Below are 24,203 nucleotides of genomic sequence, written 5' to 3'. Positions count from 1 at the left end.
CTGCACAATATGGATGTGTAAACATCTGGACGGCTAAATCCTTCGGGTTTCATAAATCTTATGAGGTAAAAAAATGACTATTAAAAATCACACCCTCGGTTTTCCTCGCGTTGGTCTACGTCGCGAACTGAAAAAAGCGCAAGAAAGTTACTGGGCTGGCAACTCCACCCAGGAAGAATTGTTGGCGGTGGGCCGCGAACTGCGTGCTCGCCACTGGGAACAACAAAAAGAAGCTGGCGTGGAACTGCTGCCGGTGGGCGATTTCGCCTGGTACGATCACGTTCTGACCACCAGCTTGCTGCTTGGCAATGTGCCGGCTCGTCATCAGAACGCGGACGGTAGCGTCGATATCGATACTTTGTTCCGTTTGGGTCGTGGCCGCGCACCCACAGGTGAGCCAGCCGCAGCCGCTGAAATGACCAAATGGTTTAACACCAACTACCACTACATGGTCCCGGAATTCACCAAAGGCCAGCAGTTCAAGCTGACCTGGACGCAGCTTCTGGATGAAGTCGACGAAGCGCTCTCACTCGGCCACAACGTGAAACCTGTGCTGCTTGGCCCGGTGACTTATCTGTGGCTGGGTAAAGTGAAAGGCGAGCCGTTTGACCGCCTGAGCCTGCTGAAAGATATTCTGCCAGTTTACCAACAGGTGCTGGCGGAACTGGCAAAACGCGGCATCGAATGGGTGCAAATCGACGAACCGGCGCTGGTGCTGGAGTTACCGCAGGAGTGGCTGGATGCGTTCCAATCGGCTTACGATGCGCTGGCGGGTAACGTTAAACTGCTCTTGACCACCTATTTTGAAGGCGTGACGCCCAATCTGAATACGATTACGGCGCTGCCCGTTCAGGGTTTGCACGTCGACTTCGTGCATGGCAAAGACGATATCAATGCACTGCATCAACAACTGCCAGCCAACTGGCTGCTGTCGGCGGGTGTGATTAATGGCCGTAACGTCTGGCGTGCTGATTTAACGGAAAAATATGCGCATCTTAAAGATCTGGTGGGCAAGCGTGATCTTTGGGTCGCCTCTTCTTGCTCGTTGTTACATAGCCCAATCGACCTGAACGTTGAAACTCGTCTGGATGCAGAAGTAAAAAGCTGGTTTGCCTTCGCTCTGCAAAAATGTGCCGAGTTGTCTTTGCTCACTGATGCGCTGAACAGTGGCAACACAGAAAAACTGGCAGAGTGGAGTGCGCCGATTCAGGCTCGTCGCCATTCACAGCGCGTACATAACGCAGCAGTAGGACAGCGCCTGGCAAAAATCACCGCGCAAGATAGCCAACGTCAGAGCGAATATACCGTTCGTGCTCAGGCCCAGCGTCAGCGCTTTAACTTACCAGCATGGCCGACGACCACCATCGGTTCGTTCCCGCAAACCACTGAAATTCGCGGTCTGCGCCTCGATTTCAAGAAAGGGAACCTGGATGCCAATAATTACCGCACCGGCATCGCGGAACACATCAAACAGGCTGTTGCCGAGCAGGAACGTTTAGGCCTCGATGTGCTGGTGCATGGTGAAGCAGAGCGTAACGATATGGTGGAATATTTCGGCGAGCACCTCGACGGCTTCGCGTTTACCCAAAATGGATGGGTTCAGAGCTACGGTTCCCGCTGCGTGAAACCGCCGGTTGTGATTGGTGATATCAGCCGCCCGGAAGCGATCACTGTGGAATGGGCGAAGTATGCCCAGTCTCTGACGGATAAACCGGTAAAAGGCATGTTGACCGGCCCGGTGACGATTTTGTGCTGGTCATTCCCGCGCGAAGATGTGAGCCGTGAAACCATCGCGAAACAAATCGCTCTGGCGTTGCGGGATGAAGTGGAGGATCTCGAGACCGCAGGTATCGGCATCATTCAGATTGATGAACCGGCACTGCGCGAAGGTTTACCGCTGCGCCAGTCCGACTGGCAGGCATATCTGGAATGGGGTGTGGAAGCTTTCCGCCTGAACGCCGCCGTGGTGCGAGACGACACGCAAATCCACACTCACATGTGTTACTGCGAGTTCAACGACATCATGGATTCCATTGCGGCGCTGGATGCAGATGTGATTACCATTGAAACATCACGTTCGGATATGGACTTGCTGGAGTCGTTTAAAGAGTTTGAATATCCGAACGAAATCGGGCCGGGCGTATATGACATTCACTCACCGAATGTGCCGAGTGTGGAATGGATTGAAGCTCTGCTAAGGAACGCGGCAGAGTCTGTTCCGGCAGAACGCTTGTGGGTGAACCCGGACTGCGGTCTGAAAACCCGTGGCTGGACGGAAACTCGCCAGGCACTGGCAAACATGGTGAAAGCGGCACAGAATCTGCGTAACGCTTAAGTAAACCGGTGGATGACGCTGGCGCTTATCCACCCTACAAAATTTAAACGTTTATGCCGGATAAGCACAGCCTCATCCGGCATTATTGCTTTTTCTCTATCTTCCAGTTTCTGGGTTCGATGGTCTTACAGAGTTCCAAATCAGTGACATAATAATTGCCGAGTTTTTCTTGCGGGCAATTGCTATAAGGTGAAAACATTAATCCGATGGGGATTAAGAATGCGATGATGAATGATAAGAAAGTTACAATGACACAAACGCCGCTACAGACCTTACCAATAGAGGTTTGTGTTGTAGGTGGTTTAACTCCTTTGGTAAAAAATACTCGAAGAGCAACGAATATAGAATAGATGCAAAGAGGTATGGCCCCTACACAAGCGACAGCTTTAGCATGATAAACAATGATCTCATTATGTAATAATAATGATCGGAGATCGTACATCGGTACGGAAAACAATATGAAATAAAGTAATGCGTACATTATGAGAATCAAAACGAAAGCAGCGCCACGATACAGTAGCCATTCTAAAATAGTTTCTCTGCTCATTTTTAGTCCGATGTATTCGCGAGTAAGTTTAAAAATGGTGAAGAATGCTGTTGATTCCACTCGTTGATCCGTTGCTCTTCTGCCAGGGCAATGCGTAATTTTTCTTTTAGGCTGGCAGATAAACCAAGCTGATCATCTAATGCATTTAATCCTATATTTAGAGCTATACCTGCTATGATAACAACAGATGTTGTAACAATTACCGGCAGACTTGCCAAAACAGCAACCCCACCCACAACCCCAACCGCCACACTCGACACAATAATCTTTGCCACGTCCATCGTGACATCAACTAAAAAATCAACCAGATCATAATTCGATTTAAATATCAGCTCTACGGCTCGCCAGGCAAGTGAGCAACAAATACAAAATTTAGTGCCTTTAACAATTGAAGAACCGAGTCCACGTATTCCAATCCCCATTTCCAGTATTTGTGGATTGCGTAAACTATAACGAGTGCCATTGAGAACACGCCGTAATGCAGGGTAGCCTGTTAACTTAATATAATCCGTTCCGCCTATACGGCATTTTAGCGCTCTGATTCCCAGTGACTGGAATCTGATAACGAGTTTTCCAAATTCATTATGGTATGTCATCAATTTACTGGCTGTTCGAAAGCCATCCAGACCGTCTTTGATATTCCCGGGGCCAGCCCGGTAAGAGAACATATAATCAACTTTGCCGAGAAGTTCATCTACTACACTTTGTGCTTCATCCAGTGTCAGCAACATAATGTAGCGACTTTCTGTAATAAATGAACCATTCATTACGGCCATATCACGCATTGCGGGGTTCATGCTGGGATAGGAGCTAAAGGTATGCTCGTCTAACAAATAGTCTTTGGGTTTATGCGGCCTCAGTTCTGACATGACTTATTCCCTTTATCATGGTTTCTTAAGAAATGTGCTGTAAACAAAATATTTTTAGATTCTGTTCTTAAGAATAAAGGGATGCAAATTATTTATAGAATCAATCCGGTTATTAACTATTTATATAGTTAATGCCCATCCTGTAAATTATTGATTAAATATATAAGCAAATAAAAATATGTAACAGGCTATAGAACTAACTTCCCCCACTTAAGCCCACCTTCACTTCCAGATGTAATAAATAATCCATACACCAACGTGCTGGAAGGCGACAGAATTAAAAAAAGCAGAGTGAAGAGTGTGAGCTAATACACTTATTATTGATAGGGTAAATGCCCCGGTAGTACCAGGGCGAAATCCGTTACTTCTTGGCCGCGTAACGCTCGAACCAGCGCAGCATACGCTGCCAGCCATCTTTTGCTGATTCTTCATGGTAGCTTGGACGATAATCTGCATTGAAGGCATGGCCTGCTTCGGGATAGACGATAATTTCCGCGTTAGCATTCGCTGCGCGTAACGCCTGGCGCATGGTTTCTACGGTATCCAGCGGTATTCCCGTATCTTGCCCGCCGTATAGTCCGAGTACTGGTGCATTAAGGTTGATAGCCACATCGACCGGGTGATGAGGAGAATTCAGCGATTTTTCTCCCACCAGTTTACCGTACCAGGCGACCGCCGCTTTCAATTGCGGATTATGCGCGGCGTATAACCATGCGATACGTCCGCCCCAACAAAAACCAGTCACCATCAGGCGGTGCGCATCACCGCCATTTCTCGCTGCCCAGTTGGCAACGTGGTCGAGATCTGCCAGAACTTGCGCATCGGGAACTTTAGAAACCAGCCCGCTAAACAGCGTCTGAATATCAGCAAAATCATTAGGATCGCCCTGGCGGAAGTAGAGTTCCGGCGCGACAGCGAGATAGCCTTCTAACGCCAGGCGACGGCAGACATCGCGAATATGTTCATGTACGCCGAAAATTTCCTGCACCACAATGACGATCGGTAAAGAGCCTTCAACACCTTTCGGCCTGGCGTGGTAAGCGGGCATGTTTTCGCCCTGAGTGGGTATAGAGGTTTCCCCTGCCAAAACTCTGTCGTCCGGGGTATGTAATACAGTGGAAGCAAGAGGGGAGGCCGCGGGTGCGAAATTTCCGCCCGGCGATTGACCTGATTGTCGTTCTTCTTTCATTGTCATTATCCTTTTTTAATAGCGCACAGCGGTAACTATAGCCAACCCCGTGCAAATTGAATGAATTTGGGGGGGGGTCGGTGTCAGTTGTTTCGGTATAAGCGCAATGAATGAATATCTGCATAAATGTGATTTTCATCACTATTTCAGTTGAAAATAATGTAACTTGTTTCATTCAAAGTGAAATGCGTCACGAAATTCTTTGTCGGGGTTCTGTACAGTACCTCTAAGCAATGCAAGCCAACCTATTAAACAGAGGAGTCTGTTATGTCCAAGTCTGATGTTTTTCACCTCGGCCTCACTAAAAGCGACCTGCAGGGGGCAACACTTGCCATCGTCCCGGGCGACCCTGAGCGAGTTGAAAAAATCGCTGTACTGATGGACAAGCCGGTCAAATTGGCTGCCCACCGTGAATTTACTACCTGGCGTGCTGAGTTAGACGGCAAGCCAGTGATCGTCTGCTCAACCGGTATCGGTGGTCCGTCTACTTCTATCGCTGTGGAAGAACTGGCGCAGTTGGGCATTCGTACCTTCTTGCGTATTGGCACGACCGGTGCAATTCAGCCACATATCAATGTTGGTGATGTTCTGGTGACTACGGCTTCTGTGCGCCTTGATGGTGCCAGCCTGCACTTCGCGCCAATGGAATTCCCTGCGGTTGCTGATTTTGCGTGTACCACCGCACTGGTTGAAGCTGCGAAATCTATCGGCGCGACCACGCACATTGGCGTGACGGCGTCTTCCGATACGTTCTACCCGGGCCAGGAGCGTTACGACACCTTCTCAGGCCGCGTAGTGAACCGCTACAAAGGCTCCATGGAAGAGTGGCAGCAGATGGGCGTGATGAACTATGAGATGGAATCCGCCACACTGTTGACCATGTGCGCAAGCCAGGGTCTGCGTGCCGGTATGGTTGCAGGCGTGATTGTGAACCGTACCCAGCAAGAAATTCCTAACGCGGAAACCATGAAGAAAACCGAAAGCCACGCGGTGAAAATCGTGGTCGAAGCGGCTCGTCGCTTAATTTAATCCCCTAAAGCCGGTGCAAGCCGGCTTATTTTTACGCTTTGCGTAACGCCTCGCAGGAAATCCCTTTTCATCTGGACATTTATACAGCAGAATTTTATTTTGCTGATGCCTGGCATGACTTTTTGGGAGTGACTGTGGATATTTCTATTTTATTCGGGACTGGTATTGCGCTGGCTGGGGTTCTGACCGGCTGGTTGCTGGCAAGTTTGCGGGCAGCGCAGCGGCAATCCGCTCTGTATGAAGAACAACGAGAAATCTACGGTGAACTGACTGCCTCCCGGCAGGAGTTGCAGCAAAATCAGCACTGGAAAGAAGAGTGTGAGCAACTCAATCGCGAATTGCGCACGCAGCTAGAAATCAACAGTGCGCAGGAAGCAGACATCCGTGAGCTTTCCACGTTGCTTGAGCAAACCCGTCTTAATGCTGACGATAAACATCGCCAGATGCTTAACAGCGAACAACGCCTCAGCGAACAATTTGAAAACCTTGCCAACCGAATCTTTGAACAAAGCGGCCGAAAAGTTGAAGAACAAAACCGCCAAAGTTTGAATGGCTTGCTGTCGCCATTGCGCGAACAACTGGATGGCTTTCGCCGCCAGGTGCAAGAAAGCTTTGGGCAGGAGGCTCGCGAGCGGCACACGCTGACTCACGAGATCCGCAACCTTCAGCAGCTAAATTCTCAGATGGCGCAAGAGGCGCTTAACCTCACCAAAGCCCTGAAAGGGGATAACAAAACGCAGGGTAACTGGGGCGAGGTCGTATTGACCCGCGTACTGGAAGCATCCGGTTTACGTGAAGGTTATGAATACGAAACTCAGGTGAATATCCAGCTCGAAAATAACAGCCGTATGCAGCCAGATGTCATCGTACGTTTGCCGCAAGGCAAAGATGTGGTGATCGACGCCAAGATGACGCTGGTGGCCTATGAACGTTATTACAATGGCGACGACGAGTTAACGCGAGAAAGTGCGCTCAATGAACATATTGCAGCGATGCGTAATCACATTCGTATGCTGGGCCGCAAAGATTATCAGCAGTTACCGGGTTTGCGTTCGCTGGATTATGTGTTGATGTTTATCCCCGTCGAACCTGCATTTTTACTGGCGATTGACCGCCAGCCTGAACTCATCAGTGAAGCGCTCAAAAATAACATCATGCTGGTTAGCCCAACCACATTGTTGGTGGCATTAAGAACCGTTGCCAATTTGTGGCGTTATGAACATCAAAGCCGGAATGCGCAACAAATTGCCGAACGTGCCAGTCGGTTGTATGACAAAATGCGCCTCTTTGTTGATGATATGTCGGCGATAGGCCAGAGCCTCGATAAAGCGCAGGATAACTATCGACAGGCGATGAAAAAACTCGCTTCGGGACGTGGCAATATTCTCGTGCAGGCCGATGCTTTTCGTGGCCTGGGCGTTGAAGTTAAACGTGAGATTAATCCAGATTTGGTCGAGCAGGCCAGATTTGAAGAAGACGATAATTCAGCTCGCCACGAGCATGAATTAGATGAAGAAAACCTGGCTGACAATAGTTTGGATAACCGACATATCGTGGGTGAACGTTAAACCCGGGTCAAGCGCATGGCTTGAAGCATAGGGCTTTAGGCCTCATTCTGTTACACTTCACAAACATTTTTTGGACAAGCAGGCATTGAGATGGTTGAAGAATCCCAGGAAACAACACACTTTGGTTTTCGCACTGTAGCGAAAGAGCAAAAGGCCGATATGGTCGCTAATGTGTTCCACTCTGTGGCCGCAAAATACGACGTAATGAATGATCTGATGTCATTCGGCATCCATCGCATCTGGAAGCGTTTCACCATTGATTGCAGTGGTGTCCGTCGTGGTCAGCGTGTACTCGATTTAGCGGGAGGCACCGGTGATTTAACCGCTAAATTCTCTCGTCTGGTCGGTGAAACAGGTGAAGTGGTTCTGGCAGATATCAACGACTCAATGCTGAAAATGGGCCGCGAGAAACTTCGCAATATCGGTGTGGTTGGCAATGTGAACTATGTTCAGGCTAACGCCGAAGCTTTGCCATTCCCGGATAACTTCTTTGACTGCATCACTATCTCTTTCGGCCTGCGTAATGTGACAGACAAAGAGAAAGCTCTGCGTTCTATGTATCGCGTATTAAAGCCAGGTGGTCGCCTGCTGGTTCTGGAATTCTCCAAACCGATTATCGAACCCCTGAGTAAAGCCTACGACGCGTACTCATTCCATATTCTGCCGCGTATCGGTGAAATCGTGGCGCAGGATGCAGAAAGCTACCGTTATCTGGCGGAGTCGATTCGCATGCACCCGGATCAAGAAACGCTGAAAGCGATGATGGAAGATGCAGGCTTTGAGAACACCACTTACTTCAATCTGACCGCTGGCGTTGTTGCTTTGCACCGTGGTTATAAATTCTGACAGGGAGTTCGTGATGCCTTTGCTGCTTTCTTCAGTTACGCCGCTAATCACTGCCGGGATTGAAAGTGTTCTCAATACCTTTCTCTGGCGTGACCGGGGATTAAAAGCGGCACGTCAGCGCTTAATGGGTAAGGTGTTGCGTGTCGAGCTAAAAGAGTTCGCTTCGCCCCTCGTTTTAGTCTTCAGCGAGCAGCAAATTGACGTGTTAGGTCAATGGGAAGGTGACGCTGATTGCGTGGTGAAAACCGCGCTTGGCACTCTGCCAAAACTGCGCGACAGGCAACAGCTTACGGCGCTGATTCGTAGCGGTGAGCTGGAAGTGGAAGGCGATCTTCAGGTCGTTCAGAATTGGGTTGCGTTGATGGACCTTGCTGAATTTGATCCGGCAGAATTAATGGCTCCGTATATCGGAGACATTGCTGCAGAAGGCATCGGCAAGGTGATTCGCGGCGGCAGTAAGTTGCTAAAAAAAGGCTTTACCCGCAACCAACAATATCTTTCAGAAGCGATTACTGAAGAGTGGAAGATGGCTCCGGGGTCGCTGGAAGTCGCATGGTTTGCTGAGGAAACGGCAGCAGTCGAACGTCAGGTCGAAGCACTCGTTGCGCGACTGGAAAAACTGGAGAACAAATGACGCCTGGAGAAATTCGCCGCCTCTATTTCATCGTTCGCACTTTCTTGAGTTACGGTCTGGATGAGCTGATCCCACGTATTCGCATAACGCTGCCGTTACGTATCTGGCGACGCATGCTTTTCTGGATGCCAAACCGCCATAAAGACAAACTCCTCGGTGAGCGTTTACGCCTGGCATTACAGGAACTGGGGCCGGTGTGGATTAAGTTTGGGCAGATGCTCTCAACTCGTCGCGATCTGTTTCCACCGCAAATAGCCGACCAGCTTGCCATGCTCCAGGACCGCGTAGCACCGTTTGATGGGGCTTTAGCAAAACAACAAATCGAACAAGCGATGGGCGGCATTCCTGTTGAGTCCTGGTTTGATGATTTTGATATCACACCGTTGGCGTCGGCTTCTATCGCTCAGGTTCATACGGCTCGCCTGAAAGAAAATGGCCGAGAAGTGGTGATCAAAGTGATTCGCCCGGATATCCTGCCGATTATTCGAGCCGATATGAAGCTTATCTATCGCCTCGCGCGTTGGGTGCCGCGGCTCCTGCCTGATGGTCGGCGTTTGCGTCCGCTGGAAGTGGTGCGTGAATACGAAAAAACACTCATTGATGAGCTGAATCTTCTGCGTGAATCTGCGAACGCTATCCAGTTGCGCCGGAATTTTGAAGACAGCCCAATGCTGTATGTGCCGGAAGTGTTCTCTGACTATTGTAGCCAGGACATGATGGTGATGGAGCGCATCTACGGCATTCCCGTTTCTGATATTGCCATGCTTCACAAACAAGGCACTAACATGAAATTGTTGGCAGAACGTGGCGTGCAGGTGTTCTTCACTCAGGTTTTCCGCGACAGCTTCTTCCATGCTGATATGCATCCTGGCAACATCTTTGTTAGCTACGAGCACCCGGAAGATCCGCAATATATCGGTATCGACTGCGGCATTGTTGGCTCGCTCAATAAAGAAGATAAGCGCTATCTGGCAGAGAACTTTATTGCTTTCTTTAACCGTGATTATCGCAAAGTGGCCGAGTTGCATGTGGACTCTGGCTGGGTGCCTCCCGATACCAACGTTGAAGACTTTGAGTTTGCGATTCGTACTGTTTGCGAACCTATCTTCGAGAAACCACTGGCAGAGATTTCTTTTGGCCATGTATTGCTGAACCTGTTTAACACGGCTCGACGCTTTAATATGGAAGTTCAGCCGCAGCTTGTTTTGCTGCAAAAGACGCTTCTTTACGTTGAAGGCCTCGGAAGACAGCTTTATCCAGAACTGGATTTGTGGAAAACGGCCAAGCCTTTCCTGGAAGACTGGATCAAAGATCAGGTTGGAATACCGGCACTTATTCGTACCCTTAAAGAGAAAGCGCCGTTCTGGATTGAAAAAATGCCAGAACTACCGGAACTGATGTACGACAGTTTGCGCCAGGGTAAACAATTACAAAATAGTGTTGATAAAATAACGCGTGATTTACAACGCAATCAGGTTCGGCAGGCGCAATCTCGCTACCTGTTCGGCATCGGTGCGACGCTGATGATAAGCGGCACGTTATTACTCATTAACAAGCCCGAATGGGAATTCATGCCCGCCTGGATAATGGCTGGCGGCATTGTGACCTGGTTGATTGGCTGGCGGCGTTCGGCCTGAGTTGTTTTTAATCGTTTTTAACAGACAACGTGCGGTACAATACAGACCGTTATTCTTTTTATCACTGTGACTTTGAGGCAACATTATGGGTGGTATCAGTATTTGGCAATTGTTGATCATTGCCGTGATCGTCGTTCTGCTTTTCGGCACCAAAAAACTCGGTTCTATCGGCTCTGATTTGGGCGCATCCATCAAAGGCTTTAAAAAAGCCATGGGTGACGATGAAGACAAAGAGAAAGACAAATCCGTTCAGGATGCTGATTTCACAGCGAAAACGCTTGCTGATAAGCAACCTGGCGAAGTGAAGAAAGACGAAGCAAAGAGCAACGATAAAGAGCAGGTGTAAACCGTGTTCGATATTGGTTTCGGTGAACTGCTACTGGTATTCGTAATTGGCCTGATTGTTCTCGGGCCACAACGTTTGCCTGTGGCCGTTAAAACGGTTGTTGGCTGGGTGCGCGCCCTGCGTTCGCTTGCGGCAACCGTACAAAATGAACTGGTTCAGGAACTGAAAATCCAGGAGCTGCAAGACAGCCTGAAGAAGGTTGAAAAAGCGAGCATGGATAACCTGACTCCGGAGTTAAAAGCCTCCATGGATGAGCTGCGTCAGGCGGCTGAGTCTATGAAGCGCTCGTACACGCATGAACCCGAAAAGGCGAGTGACGAGGCTCATACCATCCATAACCCGCTGGTCAAAGATGCCGAGGACAGTCACGACGGTGTGACACCTGCAGCGGCTGCACATCAGACTAGTGCACCTGAAAAAGTGCCTGAAACTGCAACGGAAGAAGCATCTGTCGAGTTAGTTCAGCCTCAGATTAAGCCCGTAGCAGAGCCAGTCAAAACTCCAGTTTCTTCTCAACCTTCGAGTGATAAACCGTAAACATGGCCGTTGAAGATACCCAACCGCTTATCAGCCATCTGATAGAGCTGCGCAAGCGACTGTTAAATAGCATTATCGCTGTGCTGGTGATTTTCCTGGCACTGGTTTACTTTGCCAACGACATTTATCAGATTGTCTCAGCCCCGCTGATTAAGCAGATGCCGATTGGGTCAACGATGATTGCGACCGATGTTGCGTCGCCGTTTTTTGCCCCAATTAAACTGACAATTTATGTCGCCGTGTTCTTATCGGCTCCAGTCATTCTTTATCAAATCTGGGCGTTTATCGCGCCTGCACTCTATAAGCACGAGCGCAAATTGGTGATGCCACTGCTGTTTTCCAGCACGCTGTTATTCTACATCGGCATCGCCTTTGCTTACTTCGTTGTCTTCCCGCTGGCATTTGGTTTCCTGACCAAAACAGCCCCAGTTGGTGTAATCGTATCGACCGACATTACGAAATACCTCGATTTTGTCATGGCTTTATTTATGGCGTTCGGTGTGGCGTTTGAAGTGCCGGTTGCCATTATTTTGCTGTGCTGGATGGGAGTAACTTCACCCGAAGCGCTGAAACAGAAACGCCCGTACATTTTAGTTGGTGCGTTTGTGGTCGGGATGCTGTTAACACCACCGGATGTGTTCTCGCAGACGCTGCTGGCGATTCCGATGTACTGCCTGTTTGAAGTAGGGATTTTCTTCTCTCGTTTCTATGTCGGTAAAGGGCGTAGAAGAGGTGAGGAAGAAGACCCGGAAGAAGCACCAGAAGCAGAAGACGATCACTCTAAGTAAGAGTCATAATATCAGGCCGCCCATCAGGGCGGTCGTCGTTTGGAAGGCACAATTTAGAAGGCACTATGTTTGATATCGGTGTAAATCTTACCAGCTCTCAATTTGCCAAAGAGCATGCGGATGTTGTTGCCCGTGCACAGCTTGCAGGAGTGAGCGGTATGTTGCTGACGGGCACAAACCTTCACGAAAGCCAGCAGGCGCTTTTACTGGCGCAACAGTATCAGGGTTGTTGGTCTACAGCCGGTGTTCACCCGCATGACGCCAGCCAATGGCAGGACGAAACGGCACTCGCCATTCGTGAACTTGCTGGTGCATCGGAAGTCGTGGCTATTGGCGAGTGCGGCCTGGATTTTAACCGTAATTTTTCAACACCTGCTGAACAAGAACGCGCTTTTACCGCACAATTGGCCCTGGCGGCCGACCTGATGATGCCGGTATTTTTACACTGCCGTGAAGCACACGAACGCTTTATTGCATTGCTCGACCCGTGGCTCGATAAATTGCCCGGCGTGGTGCTGCACTGCTTTACAGGCACTGAAAACGAGGCCCGTGAATGTCTGGCTCGTGGGCTTTTCATCGGTGTAACCGGCTGGGTATGCGATGAGCGTCGCGGCCTTGAATTACGTGAGTTATTGCCGGTGATTCCAGCGCATCAGTTATTACTGGAAACTGATGCGCCTTATTTGTTACCGCGGGATCTAAAACCAAAACCTGCTTCCCGGCGGAACGAACCCTGCTACTTGCCTCATATCCTGAACAAGGTGGCCGAATGGCGCGGAGAAGACCCCGCCTGGCTTGCGCAAGTAACAGATGACAATGCCCGTCGTCTTTTTCGGCTGGCTTAAATCAGGAGAAAATCAATGAGCTATGCATTTCCCGGTACGTTTCCTGGTCGCCGTATGCGCCGCGTCCGTCGTCACGATTTCAGCCGCCGCCTGGTCGCCGAGAATCAATTAACGGTTAATGACCTTATCTATCCTGTATTCGTGATGGAAGGTCAGAATCGCCAGGAAGAAGTCACGTCGATGCCGGGTGTTTACCGCATGACTATCGATTTGCTGCTCAAAGAGGCGGAAACCGTTGCGAAGCTGGGTGTGCCGGTATTGTCTCTGTTCCCGGTTATTGAAAGCGCCGGAAAATCACTGCACGCCGAAGAAGCCTATAACCCAAATGGCCTGGTCCAGCGTGCGGTGCGTGCGCTGAAAGACGCTGTGCCGGAATTGGGTTTACTGACTGACGTTGCGCTCGATCCGTATACCACCCACGGCCAGGATGGCGTCATCGACCAGGACGGTTATGTTATCAACGACATTACCCGTGAGATTCTGGTGCGCCAGGCGTTGTCTCATGCAGAAGCCGGAGCCGAAATTATTGCACCAAGCGATATGATGGATGGCCGTATCGGTGCGATTCGCGACCAGCTTGAAAGGGATGGCTTCGTGAATACGCAAATCATGTCTTATGCGGCAAAATACGCTTCCTGTTATTACGGTCCGTTCCGCGATGCAATTGGTTCTTCAGGCAATCTGAAAGGCGGCAATAAAAAGACTTATCAGATGGACCCAGCCAATGGTGATGAAGCATTGCAGGAAGTCGCACAAGATCTGCAAGAAGGCGCGGATATGGTGATGGTGAAACCGGGCATGCCGTACCTGGATGTGGTTCGTCGCGTGAAAGATACTTTCGGTGTGCCGACTTTCGCCTACCAGGTTTCTGGCGAATATGCGATGCATATGGCCGCGATTCAAAATGGCTGGTTGGCAGAAAAACCGGCCATTATGGAATCACTGTTGTGCTTTAAACGTGCTGGCGCTGATGGCGTGTTGACGTACTTCTCGAAGCGTGTCGCGCAGTGGTTGCACGATGAACAAATGCAGCGCTAGATGCTAAAAGTAAGGCCAGCATTTGCTGGCCTTACTTATTTCTTTTTAAAGTCTGTGTTCTTCACACTCTGCATAACCTGTTTATTTAACAGATTAAGCAGCAGCATCGAACGAGCCTCGCCGTCCGGCTCGCCAAAAATCGCCTCCAGACCTTCAAATGCCCCTTCAGTTATCACCACGCTATCGCCAGGGTACGGCGTTTCAGGGTCGGTGACATTTTCAGGCTGGTAATTCACCAGTTGTTCGATGACATCAGCCGGAACGGTCGCAGGCTGGGCACCGAAGCGCACGAAATGGCTGACACCACGGGTTGAATGGATTGTCGTCGTGTGAATAGTTTCAGGGTCAAACTGGACAAACATATAGTTTGGGAACAATGGTTCTTTGACCGCAGTGCGTTTGCCTCGCACGATCTTTTCGAGTGTGATCATCGGGGTGAGGCAATTAACTTCCTGGCGCTGAAGATGTTCTTGCGCCCGCAGTAATTGACCCCGTTTGCAGTAGAGCAGATACCAGGATTCCATAATTTCTCTTTTTCCTAATCAACCGAGGAAGAATAGCAAAAGGCCGTTATGAGGGATAGACAGCATAAGTATAACCAAACACCGATTGGTCATCCGTTACCCATTTACGCGTTATTAACAAAAATACAGCATGCGGTGCATGAAGACCGTATAATGAGCGCAAAATCCTGACTACGATTAATTGCATGAAATACCACGACCTACGCGACTTTCTGGAACTACTCGAACAACGCGGCGAACTCAAGCGTATCGCGATGCCAGTCGATCCATACCTGGAAATGACTGAAATTGCCGATCGTACTTTGCGCGCCAATGGCCCCGCACTGCTGTTTGAAAACCCAAAAGGGTACGATATGCCAGTGCTGTGCAACCTGTTTGGTACGCCGAAGCGTGTCGCGATGGGAATGGGACAGGAGGATGTCTCTGCACTGCGCGAAGTCGGTAAGTTACTGGCCTTCCTGAAAGAGCCTGAGCCGCCAAAAGGCTTCCGCGATTTATTCGATAAACTTCCTCAGTTCAAGCAAGTCCTGAATATGCCGACCAAACGGCTGCGTAATGCCCCTTGTCAGGAGCAAATCTTTGAAGGGGATGAAGTCGATTTATCGCGTATCCCTATCATGCAATGCTGGCCGGAAGATGCCGCACCGCTGATTACCTGGGGTTTAACGGTAACGCGTGGTCCGCATAAAGAGCGCCAGAATCTGGGCATTTATCGCCAGCAACTTATCGGTAAAAACAAACTGATTATGCGTTGGTTGTCACATCGTGGCGGCGCGCTGGATTTCCAGGAATGGTGTGCGGAACATCCCGGTGAACGCTTCCCGGTTTCTGTAGCATTAGGCGCTGATCCGGCAACAATTCTTGGTGCAGTCACCCCTGTACCGGATACGCTTTCTGAATATGCCTTTGCTGGTTTGCTGCGTGGAACCAAAACTGAAGTTGTGAAATGTATTTCGAACGATCTCGAAGTGCCAGCCAGTGCTGAAATTGTGCTGGAAGGGTATATCGAGCCGGGCGAAATGGCGCCAGAAGGGCCATATGGCGACCATACGGGCTACTACAATGAAGTAGATGACTTCCCGGTATTTACCGTGACGCATATTACTCAGCGGCAGAATCCGATTTACCATTCAACTTATACCGGACGCCCGCCGGATGAACCTGCCGTCCTGGGCGTGGCGCTCAATGAAGTGTTTGTGCCGATTTTGCAGAAGCAATTTCCGGAAATTGTCGATTTTTATCTGCCGCCGGAAGGCTGCTCCTATCGCCTCGCGGTTGTGACGATTAAGAAACAATACGCGGGTCATGCTAAACGCGTGATGATGGGCGTCTGGTCTTTCCTGCGGCAGTTTATGTACACCAAGTTTGTCATCGTATGTGATGACGATGTTAACGCGCGTGACTGGAACGATGTGATTTGGGCCATCACCACGCGTATGGATCCGGCACGTGATACCGTTCTGGTAGAGAACACGCCGATCGATTACCTGGATTTTGCCTCGCCGGTTTCCGGTCTTGGCTCAAAAATGGGACTGGATGCCACCAATAAATGGCCGGGGGAAACCCAACGTGAGTGGGGTCGTCCTATTAAGAAAGATGCAGAAGTATGTGCGCGTATAGATGCAATCTGGGACGAGCTGGCTATTTTCGACGACAGTAAAAACGCCTGAGCGGCGGATTTTACCGTTTTGCATTATTGACCCGACAGAGGGGAAGCATGACAACCTTAAGCTGTAAAGTGACCTCGGTAGAAGCGATAACTGACACGGTATATCGCGTTCGATTACTGCCGGAAGCGAAATTCTCCTTTCAGGCCGGGCAGTATTTGATGGTGGTGATGGATGAGCGCGACAAACGTCCGTTCTCCATGGCATCCACGCCGAGCGACCATGAGTTTATCGAGCTGCATATTGGCGCTTCAGAGATCAATTTGTACGCCATGGCCGTGATGGACCGAATTCTCAAAGAGAAAGAAATCGTCGTTGATATCCCGCACGGCGATGCCTGGCTGCGTGATGACGAAGATCGCCCGCTGATTTTGATTGCAGGCGGCACCGGTTTCTCATACGTCCGTTCTATTCTGCTGACGGCGCTGGCGCGTAATCCACAACGTGAAATCGCGATTTACTGGGGTGGCCGTGAAGATAAACATCTTTATGACCTGTCAGAATTAGAAGCGTTGTCAGTGGTTCATCCAAACCTGCGCGTTGAGGCGGTTGTTGAACAGCCGGAAGAGGGTTGGCGTGGACGTACGGGCACGGTTTTAACTGCCGTGATGCAGGATTACGGAACGCTTGCCGGACACGACATCTATATTGCCGGACGTTTTGAAATGGCGAAAATTGCTCGTGACTTGTTCTGCAATGAACGTAGTGCGCAGGTTGATCGTATGTTTGGCGATGCGTTTTCGTTTATTTGATGCAATAAAAAACCCGCCCCTGACGGGCGGGAATAACAACAATTAAAGCAACTAAACTCGTTCAATAACAGTGGCAATACCCTGGCCTAATCCGATGCACATGGTGGCGAGGCCAAACTGTGCATCGCGACGTTCCATCAGGTTTAACAGCGTGGTGCTAATGCGTGTACCGGAGCAACCGAGCGGGTGGCCCAACGCAATTGCACCGCCATTCAGGTTAATCTTCTCGTCGATCTTATCCATCAAGCCCAGATCTTTAATGCACGGCAGGATCTGCGCGGCGAACGCTTCGTTCATCTCAAACAGGTCGATATCGGCGGCAGTCAGGCCCGCTTTTTTCAACGCCAGTTGTGATGCCGGAACCGGACCGTAGCCCATAATAGAGGGATCACAGCCCACAACGGCCATCGAGCGAACGTATGCGCGAATTTTAAGGCCGAGTTCTTTGGCTCGGGTTTCGCTCATCAGCAACATCGCTGATGCGCCATCGGAAAGCGCAGAAGAGCTGCCCGCCGTAACGGTACCGTTGACCGGGTCAAATGCCGGTTTCAGCGCCGCCAGACCTTCAACAGTCGTTTCCGGGCGAATCACTTCATCGTAATCAAAACGCTTAAGCACGCCGTCTGCATCATGGCCGCCGATTGGCAGGATTTCATTTTTGAAATGACCTGCTTCGGTAGCAGCCCATGCGCGCTGGTGTGAACGTGCGGCAAACTGATCCTGCATTTCACGGCTAATACCATGCATACGCGATAGCATCTCGGCGGTTAAACCCATCATGCCTGCGGCTTTGGCGACGTTGCGGCTCAGGCCAGGATGGAAATCAACGCCGTGGTTCATCGGTACGTGACCCATGTGTTCCACGCCACCGATCAGGCAAGCATGTGCATCGCCGGTCTGAATCATGCGAGCAGCATCATGCAGCGCCTGCATGGATGATCCACATAGGCGGTTTACCGTAACAGCCGGAACCGAATGTGGGATCTCCGCCAGCAGCGAGGCGTTACGCGCAATATTGAAACCTTGCTCTAGCGTCTGCTGCACGCAACCCCAGTAAATGTCATCCAGCGCAGCGGCTTCTAATGCCGGGTTGCGCGACAAAATTCCACGTATCAAATGGGCTGATAAATCTTCTGCACGCAAATTGCGAAACGCACCGCCTTTTGAACGGCCCATCGGGGTGCGGATGGCATCAACAATTACAACCTTTTCCATAATCACTCCTCAGGCACTTTTCAGGTCACTGGCTGGGCGCGCTGGCTCAACCGGTGGATAGTACGGCTCGTTACGGGACGCTTTAGTACGCAGACCGTCCGGCACCTGGTAGAGCGGGCCAAGATGTTCGTACTGTTGCGCTATATCGAGATATTTCGCACTGCCAATGGTATCTAACCAGCGGAATGCGCCACCGTGGAATGGAGGGAATCCCAGACCGTAAACCAGTGCCATATCTGCTTCTGCTGGGCTTGCGATGATGCCTTCTTCCAGGCAGCGTACGACTTCATTGACCATTGGGATCATCATGCGAGCGATGATTTCTTCGTCGCTGAAGTCGTGACGCGGCTTGCTGACATCGGCCAGCAGACCGTTAGTCGCTTCATCCTGCTCTTTGCGCGGTTTGCCTTTGCTGTCTTGTTTGTAGCGATAGAAACCCTGCTGGGTTTTTTGACCGTAGCGGCCTGCGTCAAACATGGCATCGACTGCATCGCGATAATCTTTCTGCATACGCTGCGGGAACCCTGCCGCCATCACTGCTTGAGCGTGGTGTGCGGTATCAATCCCGACAACGTCGAGCAGATACGCCGGACCCATCGGCCAGCCGAACTGTTTCTCCATTACTTTGTCGATTTGACGGAAATCGGCACCGTCGCGCATCAACTGGCTAAAGCCTGCAAAGTAAGGGAACAGCACGCGGTTGACGAAGAAACCTGGGCAGTCGTTCACCACGATTGGCGTTTTGCCCATTTTGCTGGCCCACGCCACGACTTTCGCGATAGTTTGCTCAGAAGTTTTCTCGCCGCGAATGACTTCCACTAAAGGCATACGATGCACCGGGTTAAAGAAGTGCATACCGCAGAAGTTTTCCGGACGCTTCAGGCTATTAGCCAGTTCGCCAATCGGAATGGTCGAGGTGTTCGACGCCAGAACGGTATCCGGGCGCACTTTATCTTCCACTTCTGCCAGAACGGCTTTTTTCACTTTCGGGTTTTCAACCACCGCTTCAACCACCACATCGACACGCTCAAAACCAGCGTAATCCAGTGTCGGATGAATGGTGGCAATCACACCCGCCAGTTTCATGCCGTCAATTTTGCCGCGTTCCAGCTGTTTGTTCAGCAGCTTGCTGGCTTCGTTAATGCCCAGCTCCAGCGACTTCTCGTTAATATCCTTCATTAATACCGGTACGCCTTTCCAGGCAGACTGGTAAGCAATGCCGCCGCCCATGATCCCGGCACCAAGAACGGCTGCCTGTTTCGGGGTTTCGGTATTTTTGGTCAGCTTCTTCGCCTGACCTTTTATGTATTGGTCGTTGAGGAAAATCCCGACCAGCGCACGGGCCTCATTAGAACGCGCCAGCGGCACGAAACTTTGAGTCTCCAGTTGTAATGCTTCGTCACGGCCCAAACGTGCCGCGGCTTCGATGGTTTTGACTGCCGTCATCGGAGCAGGGTAGTGCTTACCCGCAATCTGCATCACCATGCTTTTGGCAATCGTGAAGCTCATGGTGGCTTCGATTTTGCTCAGTTTCAGCGGTTGCAGTTTTGGCGCGCGTTTGGCTTTCCAGTCCAGATCGCCATTGATAGCCTGACGTAGTATCGCCAGTGCGCCGTCGCGCAGTTTTTCAGTTTTAACGATGCCGTCGACTAAGCCGAGCTTTTGCGCTTCAACCGCGCCGACATCTTTACCTGCGGTGATAATTTCCAGTGCGCTATCAGCGCCCAGCAAACGAGGTAAACGGACTGATCCACCGAAACCAGGCATGATGCCCAGTTTGGTTTCTGGCAGGCCAATGCGGGTATCTGGTGTGGCCAGACGATAATCTGTTGCCAGCACGCATTCACAGCCGCCGCCAAGCGCATAACCATTTACCGCAGCAATGGTTGGGACCGGCAAATCTTCCAGGCGGTTGAAGACGCTATTGGCAAATTGCAGCCAGTGGGTCAGTTGCTCCGCAGGAACCAGGAACAGCGACAGGAATTCGGTAATATCAGCGCCAACGATAAACGCGGCTTTATTGGAACTGAGCAACAGGCCTTTCAGACCGGGCTGCTGTTCCAGTACATCCAGCGCGTGGCCGAGGCTCGCTACGGTCGCGGTGTCGAGTTTGTTCACTGAGCCGGGCGCATCAAATACCAGTTCTGCGATGCCATCTTCCAGCCAGTCGAGATGTAAGGTTTCACCTTGGTAGAGCATGTCAGTCTCCTGAATCCAGCAATGGGATCTGGTCGTACCAGATGGAGAGGAGTGTGGAATTGATGTTAATGAAATGCAAATAACTCTTTAAATATTTGCAAAGATGATCACAGCCACTGGAAATAAGTTCGCAAACTTTCCGGTGTGCTAAGATGCGTGGCGTTCAGTTTATGAAAAAAACAGAAGGGTAAATCATGGATTCACTGGCCTCACTTTATAAAGATCATGTGGCAACTTTGCAGGAACGTACCCGCAATGTTCTGGCGCGTTTTAATCTCGACGCGCTGTTGATTCACTCGGGCGAGCTAGTCAACGTCTTCCTCGATGATCATCCGTATCCGTTCAAAGTTAACCCACAATTCAAAGCCTGGGTTCCGGTGACACAAGTGCCAAACTGCTGGCTGCTGGTGGATGGCGTGAACAAACCTAAGCTGTGGTTCTACCTGCCGGTTGATTACTGGCACAACGTTGAACCGCTGCCAGAATCCTTCTGGACTGACGAAGTTGAAGTGATTGCTCTGCCAAAAGCAGACGGTATTGGCAGTCAGTTGCCTGCTGCGCGTGGGAATATCGGTTATATCGGGCCGGTGCCAGAACGCGCCATTCAGCTTGAAATTCAGGGTGCTAACATCAACCCGAAAGGCGTGATTGATTATCTGCATTATCATCGCTCTTATAAAACTGACTACGAGCTGGCGTGTATGCGTGAAGCGCAGAAAACCGCAGTGGTTGGTCATCAGGCTGCACATGAAGCCTTCCTTTCCGGGATGAGCGAATTTGATATCAACCAGGCTTATCTGACCGCAACCGGGCATCGCGATACCGATGTGCCTTACGGCAATATTGTGGCGCTCAACGAGCACGCAGCCGTTCTGCATTACACCAAACTCGATAACCGTGCGCCTGCTGAAATGCGCAGTTTCCTGTTGGATGCTGGCGCGGAATATAACGGTTACGCGGCGGATTTGACGCGCACATGGTCAGCAAACAGCGATAACGATTATGCTCAACTGGTGAAAGACGTTAATACCGAACAACTGGCGCTGATTGACACCCTGAAAGCGGGTGTGCGTTACACCGATTACCATATTCAGTTCCATCAACGTATTGCGAAGCTGCTGAACCGCCATAAGCTAGTAACTGGTATTAGCGAAGAAGCGATGGTGGAAACCGGGATTACCGGGCCATTTATGCCGCACGGTCTGGGTCACCCGCTGGGTTTGCAGGTGCATGATGTCGCTGGCTTCATGCAGGATGACACCGGGACGCACATGGCTGCGCCTTCTCAATATCCGTATCTGCGCTGCACGCGTATTCTGGAGCCGCGGATGGTTCTGACTATCGAGCCGGGCATTTACTTCATTGAGTCTTTACTCGCACCGTGGCGCGAAGGCCAGTACAGCAAACACTTCGATTGGCAGCGCATTGAAGCAATGAAACCTTTCGGTGGCGTTCGCATTGAAGACAACGTGATTGTTTACGAAAACAGTGTTGAAAACATGACGCGTGATTTGAAACTGGCGTAATGGATAGCTGGCTGATTCCTGCTGAGTCCGTCACGGTCACTGAGGAAATCAAGAAGAGTCGCTTTATTACGCTGGTCGCGCATACGACTGGCGTAATAGAGGCGAAAGCGTTTCTTGAACACGTGCGTACTGAACACCCGGATGCCCGGCATTATTGCTGGGCTTGGGTCGCTGGTGCGCCTGATGACTCCCAGCAATTAGGCTTTTCTGATGATGGTGAGCCAGCAGGCACTGCCGGTAAGCCAATGCTTGCCCAGCTAATGGGAAGTGGTATCGGCGAAATCACTGCTGTCGTCGTGCGTTACTCTGGCGGTATTAAGCTCGGAACGGGCGGCCTGGTAAAAGCTTATGGCGGTGGCGTGCAGGCGGCGTTAAATCAATTGCCTACTGTGCTCAAAGTTCCGTTAACCGAATATACTTTGCAGTGTGATTATGCCCAGCTTACGGGAATCGAAACATTGCTTAAGCAGTTCGATGGCATTCTGGTGCAAAGTGATTTTCAGGCATCTGTATTATTACGTGTGGCGTTGCCGCACGCAAAACTCGCTGACTTTTCAGTCAGACTTGCTGATTTTAGCCGCGGTGCATTGCATTTATTGCCGGCTGAATAATAATTCCCTCTCGTTATTTTTTGATAGTTAAGGAAGCGGCTGAAATGCATTTTCGCGCCATAACCCGAATCGTTGGTCTGTTAGTCATTTTATTTTCTGTGACCATGATTATTCCCGGGTTGGTAGCTTTAATTTATCGCGATGGTGCTGGCCGAGCTTTCACCCAGACTTTCTTCGCAGCGTTACTCATTGGTTCTTTTTTGTGGTGGCCTAACAGGCGGCAAAAAAGTGAGCTGAAACCGCGAGAAGGATTCCTGATCGTCGTACTCTTCTGGACAGTGCTGGGGAGCGTGGGGGCGTTGCCCTTTATTTTTGCGGAACAGCCTAATCTCACTATTACCGATGCGTTCTTTGAATCGTTCTCGGGCTTAACCACTACCGGGGCGACGACGCTAGTCGGGCTTGATACGCTTCCTCACGCCATTCTGTTTTATCGGCAAATGCTGCAGTGGTTTGGCGGCATGGGGATCATCGTGCTGGCCGTGGCTATTTTGCCGATACTCGGCGTGGGCGGGATGCAGTTATATCGCGCTGAAATGCCGGGGCCGCTTAAAGATAATAAGATGCGCCCGCGTATCGCGGATACTGCAAAAACCCTATGGCTCATCTATGTCTTGTTAACCGTTGCATGCGCTCTGGCACTTTGGTTTGCGGGCATGCCGGCGTTTGATGCCATTGGCCATAGTTTTGCGACTATCGCGATTGGGGGGTTTTCCACTCATGACGCCAGCATTGGTTATTTTGATAGTCCCACCATTAATACCATTATCGCCATCTTCCTGCTGATCTCTGGTTGTAACTACGGTTTGCACTTCTCTTTATTAAGCGGGCGTAATTTAAAAGTTTATTGGCGCGACCCTGAATTCCGTATGTTCATTGGCGTACAACTTACGCTGGTGGCTATTTGTACCCTGGTATTGTGGTTCCATAATACTTACCAGACGGCACTGTTAACGCTGAATCAGGCATTCTTCCAGGTTGTCTCGATGGCCACGACCGCTGGGTTCACCACCGACAGTATCGCGCGTTGGCCCTTGTTCTTACCGGTGTTGTTGCTGTGCTCTGCTTTTATAGGGGGTTGCGCGGGTTCAACGGGCGGCGGCCTGAAGGTCATTCGTATTCTACTGTTATTCAAGCAGGGGAACCGCGAGCTGAAACGCCTCGTGCACCCAAATGCGGTATATAGCATCAAGCTCGGCAACCGCGCGCTGCCCGAACGTATTCTTGAAGCGGTGTGGGGATTCTTCTCCGCTTATGCATTGGTCTTTATCGTGAGTATGCTGGCGATTATTGCGACGGGCGTGGATGACTTCTCAGCTTTTGCTTCCGTGGCGGCAACACTGAATAACCTTGGCCCTGGTTTGGGTGTCGTGGCAGACAACTTTGCCAGCATGAATCCTGTGGCGAAATGGATACTGATCGCTAACATGCTGTTTGGTCGTCTTGAAGTGTTTACTTTACTTGTATTGTTTACGCCAACTTTCTGGCGAGAGTAACCGGA

22 protein-coding genes are annotated in these 24,203 nt (G+C 50.5%); 16 read left to right on the top strand and 6 right to left on the bottom strand.

Features of this window, described 5'->3' with window-relative positions; genetic code table 11:
• Positions 1-73: 73 nt before the first annotated feature.
• Positions 74-2,335, top strand: a complete 2,262-nt coding sequence (metE, locus tag DY231_RS22410) for a 5-methyltetrahydropteroyltriglutamate--homocysteine S-methyltransferase (RefSeq protein ID WP_115631590.1) — start codon at positions 74-76, stop codon at positions 2,333-2,335.
• Between the two features lie 82 nt (positions 2,336-2,417).
• Here metE and DY231_RS22405 read toward each other — a convergent pair whose 3' ends face one another.
• The 3 genes from DY231_RS22405 to DY231_RS22395 form a co-directional block, all read right to left on the bottom strand.
• Positions 2,418-2,882 (bottom strand): DUF1240 domain-containing protein, encoded by a 465-nt coding sequence (locus DY231_RS22405; RefSeq protein ID WP_115631589.1) that lies wholly within the window; start codon positions 2,880-2,882, stop codon positions 2,418-2,420.
• A gap of 2 nt (positions 2,883-2,884) precedes the next feature.
• Complete coding sequence (locus DY231_RS22400; protein ID WP_115631588.1) at positions 2,885-3,751, bottom strand: hypothetical protein; 867 nt, start codon at positions 3,749-3,751, stop codon at positions 2,885-2,887.
• A 361-nt stretch (positions 3,752-4,112) separates the two neighbouring features.
• Positions 4,113-4,940, bottom strand: coding sequence for a dienelactone hydrolase family protein (locus DY231_RS22395; RefSeq protein WP_115631587.1), 828 nt, complete (start codon positions 4,938-4,940; stop codon positions 4,113-4,115).
• Between the two features lie 267 nt (positions 4,941-5,207).
• On the opposite strand from DY231_RS22395, the gene udp reads away from it, so the two are divergent.
• The 10 genes from udp to hemB all read left to right on the top strand — a co-directional run bounded on the left by udp (position 5,208) and on the right by hemB (position 14,208).
• Positions 5,208-5,969: a uridine phosphorylase gene (udp, locus tag DY231_RS22390; protein WP_034492150.1), complete on the top strand. Its 762-nt coding sequence runs from the start codon at positions 5,208-5,210 to the stop codon at positions 5,967-5,969.
• A gap of 134 nt (positions 5,970-6,103) precedes the next feature.
• The gene (gene rmuC, locus DY231_RS22385; RefSeq protein ID WP_115631931.1) at positions 6,104-7,537 is read left to right on the top strand and encodes a DNA recombination protein RmuC; all 1,434 of its coding nucleotides are present in this window, start codon (positions 6,104-6,106) and stop codon (positions 7,535-7,537) included.
• Positions 7,538-7,627: 90 nt separating this feature from the next.
• Positions 7,628-8,383: a bifunctional demethylmenaquinone methyltransferase/2-methoxy-6-polyprenyl-1,4-benzoquinol methylase UbiE gene (gene ubiE / locus DY231_RS22380; RefSeq protein WP_034492146.1), complete on the top strand. Its 756-nt coding sequence runs from the start codon at positions 7,628-7,630 to the stop codon at positions 8,381-8,383.
• Between the two features lie 13 nt (positions 8,384-8,396).
• Positions 8,397-9,017 (top strand): ubiquinone biosynthesis protein UbiJ, encoded by a 621-nt coding sequence (gene ubiJ / locus DY231_RS22375; protein ID WP_115631586.1) that lies wholly within the window; start codon positions 8,397-8,399, stop codon positions 9,015-9,017.
• A complete protein-coding gene (ubiB, locus tag DY231_RS22370) occupies positions 9,014-10,654 on the top strand; it encodes a ubiquinone biosynthesis regulatory protein kinase UbiB (protein WP_115631585.1) in 1,641 nt (546 codons plus the stop codon). The genes ubiJ and ubiB overlap by 4 nt, the downstream gene beginning before the upstream one ends.
• An 85-nt stretch (positions 10,655-10,739) precedes the next feature.
• Positions 10,740-11,000: a Sec-independent protein translocase subunit TatA gene (tatA, locus tag DY231_RS22365; RefSeq protein ID WP_034492140.1), complete on the top strand. Its 261-nt coding sequence runs from the start codon at positions 10,740-10,742 to the stop codon at positions 10,998-11,000.
• A 3-nt stretch (positions 11,001-11,003) separates the two neighbouring features.
• Positions 11,004-11,537, top strand: coding sequence for a Sec-independent protein translocase protein TatB (gene tatB, locus DY231_RS22360; RefSeq protein ID WP_115631584.1), 534 nt, complete (start codon positions 11,004-11,006; stop codon positions 11,535-11,537).
• Positions 11,538-11,539: 2 nt separating this feature from the next.
• Positions 11,540-12,325 carry a Sec-independent protein translocase subunit TatC gene (gene tatC / locus DY231_RS22355; RefSeq protein WP_034492136.1) on the top strand — a complete coding sequence of 262 codons (786 nt, stop codon included), beginning with the start codon at positions 11,540-11,542 and terminating at the stop codon, positions 12,323-12,325.
• A gap of 65 nt (positions 12,326-12,390) precedes the next feature.
• Positions 12,391-13,170, top strand: a complete 780-nt coding sequence (gene tatD, locus DY231_RS22350; RefSeq protein ID WP_115631583.1) for a 3'-5' ssDNA/RNA exonuclease TatD — start codon at positions 12,391-12,393, stop codon at positions 13,168-13,170.
• 15 nt (positions 13,171-13,185) lie between these two features.
• On the top strand, positions 13,186-14,208 hold the full coding sequence (hemB, locus tag DY231_RS22345) for a porphobilinogen synthase (protein WP_115631582.1): 1,023 nt from the start codon (positions 13,186-13,188) through the stop codon (positions 14,206-14,208).
• 35 nt (positions 14,209-14,243) lie between these two features.
• Here hemB and rfaH read toward each other — a convergent pair whose 3' ends face one another.
• Complete coding sequence (gene rfaH, locus DY231_RS22340) at positions 14,244-14,732, bottom strand: transcription/translation regulatory transformer protein RfaH (RefSeq protein WP_034492129.1); 489 nt, start codon at positions 14,730-14,732, stop codon at positions 14,244-14,246.
• Between the two features lie 176 nt (positions 14,733-14,908).
• Here rfaH and ubiD point away from each other — a divergent pair, with 176 nt between their 5' ends.
• Together ubiD and fre are read left to right on the top strand one after the other, a co-directional pair.
• On the top strand, positions 14,909-16,402 hold the full coding sequence (ubiD, locus tag DY231_RS22335; protein ID WP_167333319.1) for a 4-hydroxy-3-polyprenylbenzoate decarboxylase: 1,494 nt from the start codon (positions 14,909-14,911) through the stop codon (positions 16,400-16,402).
• Positions 16,403-16,449: 47 nt separating this feature from the next.
• On the top strand, positions 16,450-17,151 hold the full coding sequence (gene fre / locus DY231_RS22330; RefSeq protein ID WP_034461638.1) for an NAD(P)H-flavin reductase: 702 nt from the start codon (positions 16,450-16,452) through the stop codon (positions 17,149-17,151).
• Positions 17,152-17,202: 51 nt separating this feature from the next.
• On the opposite strand, the gene fadA is transcribed toward fre, so the two are convergent.
• Both fadA and fadB read right to left on the bottom strand, forming a co-directional pair.
• Positions 17,203-18,366 (bottom strand): acetyl-CoA C-acyltransferase FadA, encoded by a 1,164-nt coding sequence (gene fadA, locus DY231_RS22325; RefSeq protein ID WP_115631581.1) that lies wholly within the window; start codon positions 18,364-18,366, stop codon positions 17,203-17,205.
• A 9-nt stretch (positions 18,367-18,375) separates the two neighbouring features.
• Positions 18,376-20,565 (bottom strand): fatty acid oxidation complex subunit alpha FadB, encoded by a 2,190-nt coding sequence (gene fadB, locus DY231_RS22320; protein ID WP_115631580.1) that lies wholly within the window; start codon positions 20,563-20,565, stop codon positions 18,376-18,378.
• 194 nt (positions 20,566-20,759) lie between these two features.
• Here fadB and pepQ point away from each other — a divergent pair, with 194 nt between their 5' ends.
• The 3 genes from pepQ to trkH are packed head-to-tail and all read left to right on the top strand — an operon-like array spanning position 20,760 to position 24,198.
• A complete protein-coding gene (pepQ, locus tag DY231_RS22310; RefSeq protein WP_115631579.1) occupies positions 20,760-22,091 on the top strand; it encodes a Xaa-Pro dipeptidase in 1,332 nt (443 codons plus the stop codon).
• Positions 22,091-22,702: an IMPACT family protein gene (locus DY231_RS22305; protein WP_115631578.1), complete on the top strand. Its 612-nt coding sequence runs from the start codon at positions 22,091-22,093 to the stop codon at positions 22,700-22,702. The genes pepQ and DY231_RS22305 overlap by 1 nt, the downstream gene beginning before the upstream one ends.
• A 44-nt stretch (positions 22,703-22,746) precedes the next feature.
• On the top strand, positions 22,747-24,198 hold the full coding sequence (trkH, locus tag DY231_RS22300; RefSeq protein ID WP_034461629.1) for a Trk system potassium transporter TrkH: 1,452 nt from the start codon (positions 22,747-22,749) through the stop codon (positions 24,196-24,198).
• Positions 24,199-24,203 lie beyond the last annotated feature (5 nt).

It is taken from the genome of Buttiauxella agrestis (genome assembly GCF_900446255.1).
In the GTDB taxonomy this organism is placed as follows: domain Bacteria; phylum Pseudomonadota; class Gammaproteobacteria; order Enterobacterales; family Enterobacteriaceae; genus Buttiauxella; species Buttiauxella agrestis.
This window is presented reverse-complemented; position numbering and strand designations above follow the sequence as displayed.